This window comes from Plesiomonas sp. ZOR0011 (assembly GCF_000800945.1).
In the GTDB taxonomy this organism is placed as follows: Bacteria; Pseudomonadota; Gammaproteobacteria; order Enterobacterales; family CAMTGL01; genus Plesiomonas; species Plesiomonas shigelloides.
The window spans coordinates 17,638-33,055 of record NZ_JRKB01000014.1 but is presented as its reverse complement, the minus strand read 5'-3'; the positions used below and the strand labels follow the sequence as shown (position 1 = coordinate 33,055).

Here is a 15,418-nt window from a genome sequence, read left to right as displayed (position 1 = left end):
GCGAATCCTCATGATCCGCTACCGCACTTGAGCTATGAGTCACCGAGCGTGATTGCTCGGCGTTAACTAGCCACTGCCGCCGTTTGCACCATGTTTTTCATCCATGCGCGGCTACGCACACGGAAGAAGCAGCCGATAATCTTGACCACTTCTTCGGTGAAGATCGCCAGATACACCCACTGCAACCCTACATCGGTATAGAAAGCCAAAAATGCCACCAGCGGGATACCAATAAACCACTGCGCAATCACATCCTGATAGAAACAGAATTTGATATCGCCGCCCGCTCGCAAAACGCCAATAATCATTAGCATTGGCACACTTTTAAGCAGCACCGCCACTGACAGCATGATGTAAAAGCTCGACGCCAGATCCAGCGTCGGCCCGCGCAGCCCACTGAATAGGGCCAAGACCGGCTGTTTAATCAACAGCATGACCACCGCCACCACCACGGCACTGGCGACACAAAACGCAGTCGCAAGCCACGCCTGCCGATAAGCTAAATCAAAACGGCTCGCCCCGAGCTGATTACCAATCACCACCGCCGCACCGGTAGCAATACCGTTTAACATTGCCAGACACAACGACTCCAGCGGAGCCATCACTGTCAGCGCCGCCAAGGCTTGTGTGCTGATATGGCCGAAAATGGCGTTATACAAGAACACGCCGCCCGCCCACATCACCATATTGGCAATCAGCGGAATTGCCAGTTTCAACAGCCGCACCACTTCGCTGCGGTTTAAACTTTCCCGCATATCCTGCCAGCTAAAGGCCAACAAGTGCTTGCGCCAATACAGCCACGCCGTCAGAGCGATAACTTCAATCAGGGCGCTGAGTAAGGTTCCCCACGCCGCGCCCACAATGCCCATGGCTGGAAAACCGAAACGACCAAAAATCAGCACATAGTTAAAAAAGATGTTCAGACTGATACCGATAGCACTGAAGACCGTACTGGTGGCCGCCTGATGCATCGAACGCAATCCGGCGGCAAAACTGGCACCGATCGCCGTCAGCAGCATATTGCCGGCGGTGATCTCCATAAATGACGCTCCGAGCGCAATCACTTCTGCCGAGTTAGATGCCAATCCCATCACGCGCTCTGGGATAAACAAGAACACCGACGCTCCGGCAAGGCCAACTACGCTGGTGATCATCAGTGTAAGCGCCACCGTGCGCTTCATCCCTTCCCGATCGCCCGCGCCCCAATATTGCGCCAGCAACATGCTGCCGCCAGTACACACGCCGAGTACCAGCAAGGTCGTAACGAAAATCGCCCGCCCCGCGACACCAATTGCGGCCACATCCGCCTCACCCAATTGCCCCAACATCACAATGTCGACCAAGCTTCGTGAGGAGAACAACACCACCTGCAACGCCACAGGCAATGCCACCGTCAGTAACTGACGGAAAAAAGCCGCATTAGAGACGGCAATATGCACACCTCTATCGAGAGAATCGGCGCGGGAATGAGACATAACAACTCCGGGAATAAGACCTGAAACCAACCGCTATCTAAAGCATGACCGGCACAGAACTGCAGGATACATAAATGGAAACCAGCTCTATTTTACGGGAGTTGTAAAAAGAGATTACAGACTTCTGCGTGACGGGGCTGCCAAATTTGGATTCAAAAAATGTCGTAGTTTCAGAAAGGTTTTTGACGTCAATTTACTGCCACATATCGAGGCAAAAAAGGAAAAATAAGAAGGAAAATCGAAGCGCAAAATCGAAAAACAAAAACGGCAGGCTTCACTTGCCTGCCGTTAAGGATTACCGCTAATTGATGACGAAAAAATCAGCGACTAGCATGCACTGTGCCGCGCACGGCCATGCCGTAGTAACAAGCAATAGACACCAGCGCACAAGCCGCCATAGTGCCAACCATCGGCCAAATCGTGCCCGATGGCATGGCGGCTACTGCCGAACCGATGATAGCGCCAGTACCAAAGCGCAATGTGCCGGTGACCGACGACGCCGTTCCCGCCATGTGCGGAAACTCTTCCAAAATCGACGCCATCGCGTTTGAGCCGACAATCGAAATCGCCCCGACAAACACCGCGACCCCGCTCACCAACGCCCAGAAGCCTAAGCCCAGTAAGCCACCGGCCACCAGCCACACCCCCATCACCAATTGGATCCACAGGCCGACCTTCATCATAAAGTTCGCCCCTTTGCGCTTAACAAAGCGACCATTGATGCTGGTGATCACAATCAAACACAGGATGTTCAGACCGAAGTAATAGCCGAAATGCTGCGGGTCAACGCCGTGCAAATCGATATAAACAAACGAGCCGGCGGTCAGGAAAGTAAACATACCGGCGAAAGAGAACGCCCCGCTCAGCATGTAGCCCAGTACCTGACGTTGACGCAACAAGGCGCTGAAATTCCCCAGCGTACTGCGCAGCTTAAACGGCTGCTTTTTATCTTCCGTCAGGGTTTCAGGGATAAAACTCCACACCAACAGCGAGCAAATCACCGCCGCAATGGTCAGTACCCAGAAGATGGCATGCCAATCAAACCACACCAGCAAATAGCCACCCAGCATTGGTGCCAGCAGCGGAGCGACTGTCATGATCAGCACCACCATCGACATCATGCGCGAGAAGTCATCCTTGTGGAACAAATCTCGCAGCAGCGCATTGATCACCACACCGGAGGCCGCGCCAGCAAAACCTTGCACCAAACGAGTAGCAATAAACCAGTCAATGCTGGTCAGCTGGGTACACATCAGCGAGGCCAGCGCAAACAGCAGCGTGCCCAGAATAATGACCGGTTTACGTCCGAAGCTGTCAGCTGCCGGACCGTGGAACAGCTGGCCAACCGCAAAACCCAAGGTATAGGCGGTTAAGGTCATCTGCACCGAGCCTGCCGGTACATTCAAATCGGCCGCGATGGTCGGCAAGCTGGGCAGGTACATGTCGATGGCCAGCGGCGTCAGCATCGCCAGCATACCCAAGATAAAAATCAACAAGGGATGGTGGGCGTGTTGGGGGTGCGTCGTCACGTTATCTCACTCTTTTTAGCGTAAGGTTATCCAAAACCTGATTATTCCAGACCGACAGAGGCAATCTCTTGTGCGGTCAGCGGACGGTACTCGCCTTCTTCCAGATCGGCATCCAGTACAATTCCGCCAATACGTTCGCGGTGCAGCTCCACCACTTTATTACCGGTAGCGGCAAACATCCGCTTCACTTGATGGTATTTACCTTCGGTGATGGTCAGGCGTGCATGATGCTCATCGAGCAACTCCAGCACCGCTGGGCGCGTCAGCTCTGGCTCATTGCGCAGTTGTACACCGGCAGCAAACTGCTCGATAACTTCTGGCGCGACCGGATCGGCCAGCGTCACCAAATAGGTTTTTGCGCAGTGATGGCGCGGTGATGTAATGCGGTGCGACCACTGACCATCGTCGGTCAACAGCACCAGACCGGTGGTATCAATGTCTAGACGACCGGCAGGATGCAGCTTGTGTACTGCCGGCTCGTCGACCAAAAACAGCACGGTTGGATGATCCGGATCTTCAGTGGAGCAGACATAGCCTTGCGGCTTGTGCAGCATGAAATAACGCGGGCCGGTCTGCTGTTGCAAAGGATGACCGTTATACTCCACCGCATCGTCCGGCTGCAATTTCAGTGCGCTGTTTTTCACCACCTCACCGTTTACTGTTACCGTTCCGCGCCGAATTTCGCGCCCTGCAATTGAACGGGTCATATCCGTTTGTTCGGTAAGAAATTTATCCAGTCGCATGTGATATCTCTGAAATTGCCTGTCGAATGAGGAGCGTTATTATAAGCGCACACTCGCTAATCCCCCAGCGTTAGTTGCGCCTTATCACGGCTTTTAGCAACGTACTCATCCGGTTGCAGTGTTGGCCTCAATACAATCGGCTGCGGCGCCCCATCTCCGCATACCAAACCCATCACGAAGACGAACATCGGCGATAAAGTTGACAGACAGCAATGAATTGATTCAGATAGGAAAGCGTATTCCACTAAGAACAGGCTGCGAGATGACTTCGGACACCACCGCCTTATGGCAAGCCCGTTACGGCGAAGAGAACAAAGTCCGCCGCGACGACCATCGCTCCCCCTACCAACGTGACCGTGCGCGGATCTTGCACTCGGCCGCGTTTCGTCGCCTGCAAGCCAAAACGCAGGTGCTCGGCGCTGGGATGAATGACTTCTACCGCACGCGGCTGACGCATTCGTTAGAGGTGGCGCAAATTGGTACTGGGATCGTTGCACAGCTCAAGCGCAAATATCCGCAGCAAAAAGCCCTGCTCGCCCCTGACAGCTTAATGGAGTGCCTGTGTCTGGCGCACGATATTGGCCATCCGCCGTTCGGGCATGGCGGTGAAGTGGCGCTCAATTACATGATGCGCGATCACGGCGGCTTTGAAGGCAACGCGCAAACTTTTCGGATTGTCACCCGCTTAGAGCCGTATACCGAATCGCATGGCATGAATCTGGCGCGCCGCACGCTGCTGGGCTTGCTGAAATACCCGGCGCTGTTAAGTCAAACCCGCGCCACACTGCAACCGCCTGCCGTCAGTGATTTTCGTCATCTGAAAGCCAGCCAATGGAAACCGGCTAAAGGCGTGTACGATCAAGATCAGCGACTGTTTCATTGGGTGTTGGAGCCGCTAACCGCAGATGATCGCCGCCATCTGGCCACCATGCGTGAGCCGCGCAGCAACGCCAGTGAGCCGCTCAAAACGCGCTTTAAGTCTCTGGATTGCTCCGTGATGGAGCTGGCCGATGATATCGCCTACGGCATTCACGATCTGGAAGATGCCATTGTGATGGGGATTGTCACTCGCGCTCAGTGGGAATCGGCGCATCAAGCCCTCAGCACCGTTGACGATGCCTGGTTCCAAGAAAATATGCCATCAATCACCGAAAAATTGTTCTGTGGCGAGCACCATAAACGCAAAGATGCGATTGGCGCGCTGGTTAACGCCCTGATCACCGGCATTACCTTGCAGCATGAGCCCCTATTTAGCGAACCATTGCTGGCATGGAATGCCCAGCTACCGGCACCACTGCAGCAGGTAATTTCGATTCTGGTGCGCTTTGTGAACGACTTTGTGGTGCGTAAAACAGAAGTACAGATGCTGGAATACCGCGGCCAGCAGCTGATTATGGAATTGTTTGATGCCTTTAGCGCCGATCCCGAGCGTTTATTACCACCAGGAACGCGTCAACGCTGGCAACAAAGTCGCGCCGAAGGTCACTCTGGGCTGCGGGTGATCACCGATTATATCTCCGGTATGACCGATGGCTTTGCCCAGCGCACCTACATTCAACTCTTTACACCGGCCAGTACGCTCAGTTTTGATCCACATAACTGAATTCACTGAACGCAAAACTCAATACAGAAGACCGCGCAGTAATTAATTTAAATTCAGTTACATAACCATAGAAAATACCGGTGCGACTTAACTGGTCAGTCGCGCCGGTCGCTCTATAATGAGCAATTCGACGCACAATCTATAGTTAATCACAGTCACTCGCCGAACGCTTTAACCAACCGTGATAGCACTGTTTCGCGAGTCCTGACCGGATAGTCTTAACCAGACTATTGTGAAATATACCGCTGTGAAATATACCGTTTTCCATTTGGAGCCATAAACCTGCCATGCCACCAGCCATCGCCCCTCGTTTATTTTTACAATCGTTTCGCCACTGGAAATTCAGCTGGCTGTGGGGGGATGTTGTCGCTGGGGTATCAGTCGCGGCCATTGCCTTGCCAGCCCAAATGGCTACCGCCCATCTGGCCGGCATGCCGCCGCTCACCGGCATCTACGCGTTTATTGCCGCCGCCATCGGCTTTGCCATTTTAGGCGCGAACCGCTATCTGTCTGGCGGCGCTGACTCTACTATCGCGCCGATTTTTGCCTCTGGCCTGTCACTGATGGCCGTAGCCGGCACGCCGGAATATGCGCATCTAGCGGGGTTGCTGTCGATTTTGGTCGGGCTGATATTGATCACCACCTACATCTTTCGCCTTGGCTGGCTGGCCGATTTGCTCTCATATCCGGTCACCATCGGTTTTCTGGCCGGAATTTCGGTACACATTATCGTTGGTCAGTTACCGCAGATTTTTGAGATCCCAACCCCGCACGGGCACCTGCTGCGCCAACTCGCAATGGTGCTGTGGCAGCTACCGCACGCCAACCTCATTTCCACCCTGATTGGCTTCAGTCTCTATCTGCTAACCGCCATGGTTGGCCGACGCAACCCACGGCTACCGGCGGCACTGTTTGGTCTGCTGCTGATCATGTTGCTCAATGCGGTGTTCGATCTGCCCAAATATGGCGTGACAGTACTGAGCGCCGTCGATACCCAGCGGCCCGATTTTGCCTTCTGGAGTCTACCGTGGCAGTCCGTCATGCACCTGTTCCCACTGGCGCTGCTGGTGGCTTTAGTGTGCATCATGCAAACCGCCGCCGTGGCACGCACCACGCAAGATAAAGAAGCGCCTGTGAGCCAAGATTTTGCCGGCATCGGGCTGGGCTGTATTTTGTCCGGTATCGCAGGGACCTTTACCACCAACGCCAGTCCGGCGCGCTCTGTGATCACCCAAAACTCCGGTGGCCGTTCTCAGTTAGCGGCGCTGGTAGCAGCCGGATTGCTGGCGCTGATCGTGCTTAACGCACGCACGATTTTGCCGCTGATCCCACATGCGGCGTTGGCAGGGGTGTTGATGTATGTCGGGCAAAGTATCCTGAAAATCAGCGAAATTCGGCGTATTTTCCAGCAAAGTCGCGAAGAGTTTTATCTATGCATCGCCACCTTGGTGATGATTTTGCTGCTGCGCATTGAAGTGGGCGTGATGCTGGGCGTAATCTTGTCGCTGCTGCACGGGGTGTTTGTCACCGCTCGCCCCAACAATGCCGAGTTTATGCGCATCAAAGGGACTTCTATCTGGTGGCATCAAGACAATAAACACGAGATGGAAACCCTGCCTAACGTGCTGGTCTACCATTTTGCCGCGCCGCTCAACTTCACCAACGCTGACTTTTTCAGCAACCAGCTGTGGCAGCGCATCGCGCAGAAAAAAGGGCTGCGGCTGCTGGTGATCGAATGCAGTGGGATTTTAGATATTGATCTCACCGCCGCCGATAAACTGAAAACCCTGATTAGTGAGCTACACCGTCAGCACATCACGGTGTGTATCGCTCGTTTGGAAGCCATGCGCGCCCGCGAAGCACTGTGGCAAACCGGTGTAATGACCGTACTGCCGGAAGATAACGTGTTTTACAGCGTGCAAAACGCCATTGATGCGCGCGCACCCAGCGCGGCCACCACGCTCAATCGTGAAATCTAAACCGCAGCCAATTCCTTAGGGATGAAACAAAAGCTGAAACTCAAACGCTAAAACGACGCGCAGTATCTCAGCCTTAGCAAGACGGTTTTACATGGTTTCAACCTGTGAACTTACCTAAGCAAAAGCCATCCACAAAGGGATGGCTTTTTCATTTTCTGTTTTAGCTGGTGGGTTTTCGCTTATGCCTGCGCTTTACATCACAGCGGATCGGCACGCAAACAAGATACCGCGTGGCGGAAACTGCCTTCCAACAGTGGCTTGGTCTGTGCACACTCAGGGCCAGCCAATGGACAGCGAGTACGGAACACGCAGCCAGACGGCGGGTTGATTGGCGATGGCAAATCCCCTTCCAGCAGCTGGATCTGCTTGTTGCGCTCTTTGTCTGGATCAGGGATCGGCACCGCCGACATCAGGGCGCGCGTATAAGGATGCAGTGGGTTGTGATACACCTCATCATAGGTGCCAAGCTCCACGGCATTGCCCAGATACATCACCAACACCCGATCGGAGATATGTTTCACCACCGACAAATCGTGCGCGATAAAAATCAGCGACAGCCCCATCTCACGCTGTAATGATTTGAGCAAGTTCACTACTTGCGCCTGAATCGACACATCCAGCACCGACACCGGCTCATCGCAGATGATCAGTTTTGGCTCAAGGATCAACGCCCGCGCGATCCCGATCCGCTGACACTGACCGCCGGAAAACTCATGCGGATAGCGGTTCACCAAGTTCGGCAGCAGACCCACTTTCATCATCATCGCTTTGACTTTGTCGCGCACTTCCTGCCGACTCAGCTGCGGATAAAAGGTGATCAGCGGCTCAGCGATAATATCGCCGATGGTCATGCGCGGGTTCAGCGAGGCCAGCGGATCTTGGAAAATCATCTGGATCTCTTTGCGCTTATCACGCATCTGCGCATCGCTCAGGCTCGTCAACTCCTGCCCTAACCACACCACATTACCGGCAGTGGCTTTCACCAACCCGATAATGGCACGGGCAAAGGTCGACTTACCGCAACCAGACTCCCCCACCACGCCCAGCGTTTCCCCTTCGTACAAACGCAAGGTCACGCCATCTACCGCTTTGAGTTTTTTCGCTGGCTCCCAGAACCACGCTTTCTCATCTTTAATATCAAAGTGCACTTTCAGATCTGACACTTCCAGCAACACTTTCTTGTCCGCCAGTTTATCGGTGTGTCGATCGGCTTTGGCGGCTACGCCAGTATCCATCACATCAGAACCGGCAGCGGTTACGTCATTCATCATCATGCCTTCTCCCAGTTCCAATGACAGGCGCGTTCACGCCCTTCACCAAATGACATCAATGCCGGACTTTGCTGACGGCAAATATCGCTCACTTTCAGGCAGCGCTCCTGAAACGGACAGCCCTGCGGCAAACGCAGCAAGTTCGGTGGATTACCCGGGATGGTGGCCAGCTCACTGCCACTACTATCTAAGCGCGGCACCGCATCCAGCAGACCAATCGAATACGGATGGCTTGGGCGGTAGAAAATATCGCGTGCCATGCCATATTCCATGGTACGACCGGCATACATCACCAGCACCTTGTCACAGATCCCCGCCACTACACCCAGATCGTGGGTGATCATGATAATGGCGGTATTGAACTCGCGTTTTAGCTCGTTCAGCAGCTCCATAATCTGCGCTTGCACCGTCACATCCAACGCAGTGGTTGGTTCATCGGCAATCAACAGTTTCGGGCGACACAGCAGCGCCATGGCGATCATCACCCGCTGGCGCATCCCCCCCCGAAAACTCATGCGGATACATGCGCATGCGCTTACGCGCCTCCGGCATCTTCACCGCATCCAGCATCTTCACCGATTGCTCAAACGCTTCATTGCGGCTGACGCCCTTGTGCAGCATCAGCACTTCCATCAACTGCTCGCCCACCCGCATATACGGGTTCAGCGAGGTCATCGGGTCTTGGAAGATCATGGCAATTTCTTCGGCGCGCAGACGATTAAGCTGCGATTCCGGCAGATTCAGGATCTCGTTACCCATAAATTTAGCCGAGCCACCAATGGTGCCGTTTTTAGCCAGCAAGCCCATGATGGCAAACGCGGTTTGCGATTTACCAGAGCCGGACTCGCCAACAATGCCCAGCGTCTCACCCGCGCTCAAGGAAAAGTTCAGATCGTTAACCGCCGTCACATCACCATCTGGCGTAGAGAAGGTGACCCGCAGATCTTTGACATCCAACAACTTCATACGGTACTCCCTGACTTAACGATCTTTCGGATCGAGGGCATCACGCAGCCCATCACCGATAAAGTTGAAACAAAACAGCGTAATAATCAGAAAACAAGCGGGGATCAGCAGCTGCCATACAGCCACTTCCATGGTGGTGGCACCGCTTTGCAACAACGCACCCCAACTGGTCATCGGCTCTTGAACCCCCAGACCTAAGAAGCTCAGGAAGGATTCAAACAAGATCATGCCCGGCACCAGCAACGACGCATAAATCACCACCACGCCGAGCACGTTCGGCACGATATGACGCATCACGATATTGCGTGACGACACCCCGCACACCAGCGCCGCTTCAATAAACTCTTTACGCTTGAGACTCAAGGTCTGGCCACGCACGATCCGCGCCACATCCAGCCATGACACCATGCCGATCGCCACGAAGATCAAGAAGATGTTGCGGCCGAACAAAGTCACCAGCAAGATCACGAAGAACATGAATGGGAAGGCGTTCAGAATTTCCAACACCCGCATCATCAGTGAGTCGACGCGTCCGCCCAGATAACCGGAGGTTGCGCCATACAAGGTGCCAAACAGCACCGCCACCAGCGCACCGGCCAGCCCCACCATCAGGGAAATTCGCCCCCCCAAGGCGGTACGGACAAACAGATCGCGACCGAGCGAGTCAGTTCCGAAGTAGTGATTTCCCTCCAGCGCAGGCGCGACGCTCATCGCGCTCCAATCGGTCTCATCAAACGCAAACGGCGACAAAGACGGCCCGAACAGCACATACAAGGTAATCAACGACAAAATCATCAAGCTGATCATCGCCGCGCGGTTGCTTTTAAAGCGGCGAAACGCATCCTGCCACAAGCTGCGGCCTTCAATATCCAGCTGACCGGCGAATTGCTCCACTGCGGCGGCATTTTTTTTCGTCATCATCATAAAACACCCCGATTAATAGCGGATTTTCGGATCGATGAAGGCATACAGGATGTCTACGATCGCGTTAAACAAGATAGTCAGGGTACCGACCAAAATGGTCAGACTCAGCACCATCGAGTAATCACGGTTCAGCGCGCCGTTCACGAACAAACGGCCAATCCCCGGCAGACCGAAAATGGTCTCAATCACAATCGAACCGGTAATGATGCCGACGAATGCAGGGCCTAAATAGGAAATAACAGGCAACATGGCAGGCTTGAGAGCATGACGCAGCACAATGCGGCGCAGCGGTAAGCCCTTGGCACGCGCAGTACGGATAAAGTTAGAGTGCAGCACTTCAATCATCGAGCCGCGAGTGATCCGCGCAATACTGGCGATATAGGCAATCGCCAACGCTGAAACCGGCAGTACCATATTGATCAGGCTACCGTCATTCCAGCCCCCGGCCGGTAACAGTTTCAGCCCCAACGAGAACAGCAACACCAGCAGCGGCGCAATCACAAAACTCGGGATCACCACACCGGTCATGGCAAACCCCATCACCGTATAATCGAGCACCGTATTTTGCTTCAACGCGGCAATCACACCTGCCGTTACCCCCAAAATCAGCGCCAAGGTAAAGGCGTAAATCCCGATCTCGAGCGATACCGGAAAGGCTTGCGACACCAGATCATTAACGGAAAAATCTTTGTACTTGAACGATGGGCCAAAATCCCCCTGCGCCAGCTGACCGAGATAACGGAAATACTGGCTGTATAACGGCTCATTCAGGTGGTATTTGGCTTCGATATTGGCCAGAACTTCCGGCGGCAGGCTGCGTTCACCGGTAAACGGACTTCCCGGTGCCAAACGCATCATAAAAAACGAAACGGTGATCAAAACCAGCAGCGTTGGAATGGCTTCCAAAAGCCGGCGAAGAATAAACTTCAACATTGCGCACATCCTCCCTGTCACACGGCGTAAACGCTGTTTATGGTTATGTAGAGAGCATTAACGCGCTCCCTGCGTTTACGTGTGGTTTTCTTGTGCCTGTAACCCAGACGCTGATTGCCAAGCCGCTCCCGGCAAAAGAGCGGCTGGCATCAGCACATAGGTTTAGTGCTGTTTGATATAGAGATCTTTACTGTAAATCTCATCCTGCGGGTTGTTACCGCTATAACCGCCCACATACGGCTTCACCAAACGGGTGCTAACGTAGTGGTACAGCGGGATCAACGGCGCATCGGTATCGGCAATCGCCTCAGCAGCTTGATACAGCGCAGCGCGCTCAGCATCCGTCGCCGCTTCCAGCGTCTTCACCATGGTGCTATCAAACTCGGCACTCTTGTACTTCATGTCATTGTTGCTGCTCTTCGACAGCAAAATGTTCAGGAAGGCGGTCGGGTCGTTATAGTCGGCACACCAGCCTGCACGAGTCACGTCATAGTTACCCAAGCGGCGGTTATCCAAGAAGGTTTTCCACTCTTGGTTTTCCAGTGCGACATCCACGCCCAAATTTTTCTTCCACATTGAAGTGATGGCCACGGCCACTTTCTTGTGGTTTTCGGAGGTGTTGTACAGCAGAGTAAATTTCAGCGGCTTGCTCTTATCAAAGCCCGCTTCAGTCAGCAATTTCGCAGCTTCCTGATTACGCTGATCTTGTGTCCAGTTTGCCCACTCAGGGTTTTTACCGTCAAAACCGTTGGTGATTTCTGGGGTAAACATATAGGCAGGGATCTGGCCTTGGCCCATCACCTGCTTGGCGATCACGTCACGATCCACCGCCAGTGACAGCGCTTTACGCACACGCACATCATTAAATGGCGCTTTAGCCGTATTCACGCCGTAGTAGTAAGAGCACAGATACGGGTCAACACGCACTTCTTGTGGGATATCGGCCTGCAGCTTCTTGAACATCTCAATTGGCAGCGTGTTATAGGTCATATCCACTTCGCCGGCACGATAGCGGTTCACACCGGTTTCATCATTGATTGGCAAATAAGTGACCTGATCGATAGTGACGTTAGCGTTATCCCAGTACTGCGGGTTACGCTCCAGCACGATACGCTCGTTCACGACCCAATCTTTCAGCTTATAGGCACCGTTGCTGACATAGTTGGCTGGGGAGGTCCACTTATCACCAAACTGCTCAACCACCGCCTTGTTTACTGGCTTGGTGGAGGTGTGTGACAGCATCTTCACAAAATAAGGCACCGGCTTCGACAGCACCACTTCCAAGGTGTACGGATCCAGTGCTTTCACGCCCAGCGCTTCTGGCGGCTTTTTACCGTTGATAACGTCGCTGACGTTCTCAATCTGAGCATATTCCAGATATGAAGAGTATGGCGAACCGGTTTTCGGATCGACCAGACGACGCCAGCTAAACACAAAGTCATCCGCCGTCACAGGCTGGCCGTTAGACCACTTAGCATCTTTACGCAGGTGGAACACCCAACGTTTGAAGCCTTCGTTCTCCCAACTTTCTGCAACACCAGGGATCACCTGACCGTTACCGTCCAGATTCACGATCCCCTCTTGCAGATCACGGATGATGTTAGATTCCGGTACCCCTTCCACTTTGTGTGGATCCAAAGAGGCCGGCTCATCACCATTGCTGCGCACCAGCGTCTGAGTCGCCGCCAGCACATCACCATTTTTGGTCTTGGCATTCGGGTCGACTTTGGCAGGTGTCGCTTTATCGGTTTTGTTTGCGTCAGCAGCTGCACTGGCCGGTGCGCTGGATGAGGAGGAGTTGTTATCACAACCGGTAAGGCCCATTGTCACGCCGGCAAGCATTGCAATGGTAACTGCCAGTTTTTTCTTGTTATAAGTCATTCTTAATCTCCGCTATTAATTTAAGGTGTTCACTATCCGGTGAAACCTGAGTAAGCACATGATTTAAAACATGTTCTTACTTTCCCCGCACAAGCCCTGCCTGTCATTTTCAGTACCTTTACGGGAATCAGCGAACGGCCAAAACCACCGCTGATTTGCGCACCGATTATGTATCATCCCGTTAGCATAATTAACCAGAAAAAATAACCTTTTCTGTGCGGTAGCTTTTATTTACACATGTAACCGATATTTTACACACCAGAAACACACCAGCACCGTGAATTATACGAACAACTTACCAATCAATCAGTTAGTGAAATATCCTGCAGGCCTGACCAGACCTTGCGTCTATTTTATAACCAATTATCAGAACAATATTACATCAATCGCGCATATAACACTCATATCAGCTATTTAAGCGAAGCACAATAGCCGATTACCGATAAGACAAAATTTAGTCTGAACGTAGAAAAAAACGCCAACAGTGATCAGGCCCAGAGCCCGTTTAGGCATGAGCCGAATACAGCAGAAAAAATAGGGAAAATCGCCGGTTCAGCGCAAAAGCCAAGCCAAATAACGCTGAAGGACAAAAAGCACGATATAGGAAACAAGAAACAGAACAACAGCACAGACCAAGAGACTCAACCTCCGCATGCTCAGCTACCGCACTCCGGCGTTTGGTACCCCAGATGCAAAAACGGCAGTGAAAGACTTCACTGCCGTTTTATTTATGCTATCTGCGTTAGGCTATAGAACTTGAGCGAGACACAAGGAATAACAACTCAAAGACGTACGCTCGCCAATTACGCCAGACCTGGGAACAAGGCGCGAATACCGGTTACAATAAATTCAATCCCCAGCGCCATCAGCATCAAGCCCATGATACGGGTAATGACGTTGATACCGGTCTGCCCCAACAGACGGACAATATACGGCGCGGCGCGGAAAATCGCCCAACACATCAGGGCAAACAGCGCGATTGCTACACTCAGACCCAGCATGTTGTACCACTGGTTATAGCGCGTACCCCATACAATGGTGGAGCTGATCGCACCCGGACCGGCCATCAATGGCAGCGCCAACGGCACAACGCCCACGTTATCGCGCAGCGCTGATTCTGATTTTTCCTGATTGTTCTGCTTATCTTCACCCAGCTTACCGCTGATCATCGACATCGCGATGGTGATCACCAGAAAACCACCGGCAATACGGAACGATTCCAAGGAAATACCGAAGATCTGCAAGATCCCCTGCCCCAGAAACAACGCCACCCACAAAATTATCGCCACTGACACCGTTGCCGTCAGGTTGGTTTTATTACGCAGCACCTCACTTTGGTGACTGGTCAGGCTGATAAACGCCGGCAAGATCCCGACTGGGTTTACCAAAGCGAATAACCCAATGAAAAACTTAGTAAAAATAGCAATATCAAATAAATGGGCCACGCTTAACTCCAGTAAGCAGACAGACGGAATAAGGAATTGCTCAGCAAATACCTGTAGAAGATATTCTTCCGGCTCTAATTTAATAAAATTACATCACTGAGTCTATGCTGTGTAAGTAGTCTTATTCTCTTAGTTTTCCTTCGGTTATGGTGTTTTATTGCGCACCAACACCATGCATAACGATAGCATTTTAGACACTGTATGTTTACATAAGCCACAACACACAGTGCACATTTGAGCATCAAACGACCAAGCTGAAAGGAGTCAGCTGATGAAATTTGTGAATTTAGTCACACAAGTCTGACAAATAAATGCGTATGCTAATGTCGTAAGTTTACGGAAGAACACGGTCAGTGTGGCGAAACTAAATTACAGTTATCCGGTGTTGATCACATTCTGTTTTTGCAACGCAGCAGCACGCTAAAACAGCGCACAGCACTCCATCAGGTAAACCTGATTCGATAACGTAAACCTCGCTCTACTGACTGAACGAAAACAGTTTACTAAGCGCGTTACCTCACGGGTGTGATACGGCAAGAGTCATGTAAATTTATCAAGCCCGCATATACTGAAACATTGCTGCAAAAGGGTTGCTTGATACACCGCTGCAATGTGATGGATGTGTAATGGATTGATGCACCACAACCGACCGCTTAATAAAAAGTTTTC

The 15,418-nt window shown here is 52.5% G+C and carries 10 protein-coding genes and 1 pseudogene; 2 read left to right on the top strand and 9 right to left on the bottom strand.

Translation table 11 applies throughout. From position 1 onward, the window contains the following. Positions 1-62 precede the first annotated feature (62 nt). The 3 genes from L975_RS02385 to rsuA all read right to left on the bottom strand — a co-directional run bounded on the left by L975_RS02385 (position 63) and on the right by rsuA (position 3,747). Entirely contained in the window at positions 63-1,475 is a 1,413-nt protein-coding gene (locus L975_RS02385; protein WP_010861989.1) for an MATE family efflux transporter, read from the bottom strand. Positions 1,476-1,795: 320 nt separating this feature from the next. Next, a complete protein-coding gene (locus L975_RS02380) occupies positions 1,796-3,004 on the bottom strand; it encodes a Bcr/CflA family multidrug efflux MFS transporter (protein WP_039046157.1) in 1,209 nt (402 codons plus the stop codon). Between the two features lie 41 nt (positions 3,005-3,045). Then, positions 3,046-3,747: a 16S rRNA pseudouridine(516) synthase RsuA gene (rsuA, locus tag L975_RS02375; RefSeq protein ID WP_010861991.1), complete on the bottom strand. Its 702-nt coding sequence runs from the start codon at positions 3,745-3,747 to the stop codon at positions 3,046-3,048. Positions 3,748-4,009: 262 nt separating this feature from the next. Here rsuA and L975_RS02370 point away from each other — a divergent pair, with 262 nt between their 5' ends. Both L975_RS02370 and L975_RS02365 read left to right on the top strand, forming a co-directional pair. Next, entirely contained in the window at positions 4,010-5,350 is a 1,341-nt protein-coding gene (locus L975_RS02370; protein WP_010861992.1) for an anti-phage deoxyguanosine triphosphatase, read from the top strand. 287 nt (positions 5,351-5,637) lie between these two features. Further along, positions 5,638-7,329, top strand: a complete 1,692-nt coding sequence (locus L975_RS02365) for a SulP family inorganic anion transporter (RefSeq protein ID WP_047706984.1) — start codon at positions 5,638-5,640, stop codon at positions 7,327-7,329. A gap of 197 nt (positions 7,330-7,526) precedes the next feature. Here the strand turns inward: L975_RS02365 and oppF are convergent, their stop codons facing one another. The 6 genes and pseudogenes from oppF to L975_RS02335 all read right to left on the bottom strand — a co-directional run bounded on the left by oppF (position 7,527) and on the right by L975_RS02335 (position 14,761). Beyond that, complete coding sequence (oppF, locus tag L975_RS02360; protein ID WP_052181218.1) at positions 7,527-8,564, bottom strand: murein tripeptide/oligopeptide ABC transporter ATP binding protein OppF; 1,038 nt, start codon at positions 8,562-8,564, stop codon at positions 7,527-7,529. 35 nt (positions 8,565-8,599) lie between these two features. Further along, positions 8,600-9,566 (bottom strand): annotated as a pseudogene (locus L975_RS02355) (ABC transporter ATP-binding protein). A 15-nt stretch (positions 9,567-9,581) separates the two neighbouring features. Beyond that, on the bottom strand, positions 9,582-10,490 hold the full coding sequence (gene oppC / locus L975_RS02350; RefSeq protein ID WP_010861996.1) for an oligopeptide ABC transporter permease OppC: 909 nt from the start codon (positions 10,488-10,490) through the stop codon (positions 9,582-9,584). Between the two features lie 12 nt (positions 10,491-10,502). After that, the gene (oppB, locus tag L975_RS02345; protein WP_047706982.1) at positions 10,503-11,423 is read right to left on the bottom strand and encodes an oligopeptide ABC transporter permease OppB; all 921 of its coding nucleotides are present in this window, start codon (positions 11,421-11,423) and stop codon (positions 10,503-10,505) included. A gap of 162 nt (positions 11,424-11,585) precedes the next feature. Then, positions 11,586-13,247 (bottom strand): ABC transporter substrate-binding protein, encoded by a 1,662-nt coding sequence (locus L975_RS02340; protein WP_081632827.1) that lies wholly within the window; start codon positions 13,245-13,247, stop codon positions 11,586-11,588. An 860-nt stretch (positions 13,248-14,107) separates the two neighbouring features. Continuing rightward, positions 14,108-14,761 (bottom strand): YchE family NAAT transporter, encoded by a 654-nt coding sequence (locus L975_RS02335; RefSeq protein ID WP_369795300.1) that lies wholly within the window; start codon positions 14,759-14,761, stop codon positions 14,108-14,110. Positions 14,762-15,418: the final 657 nt, after the last annotated feature.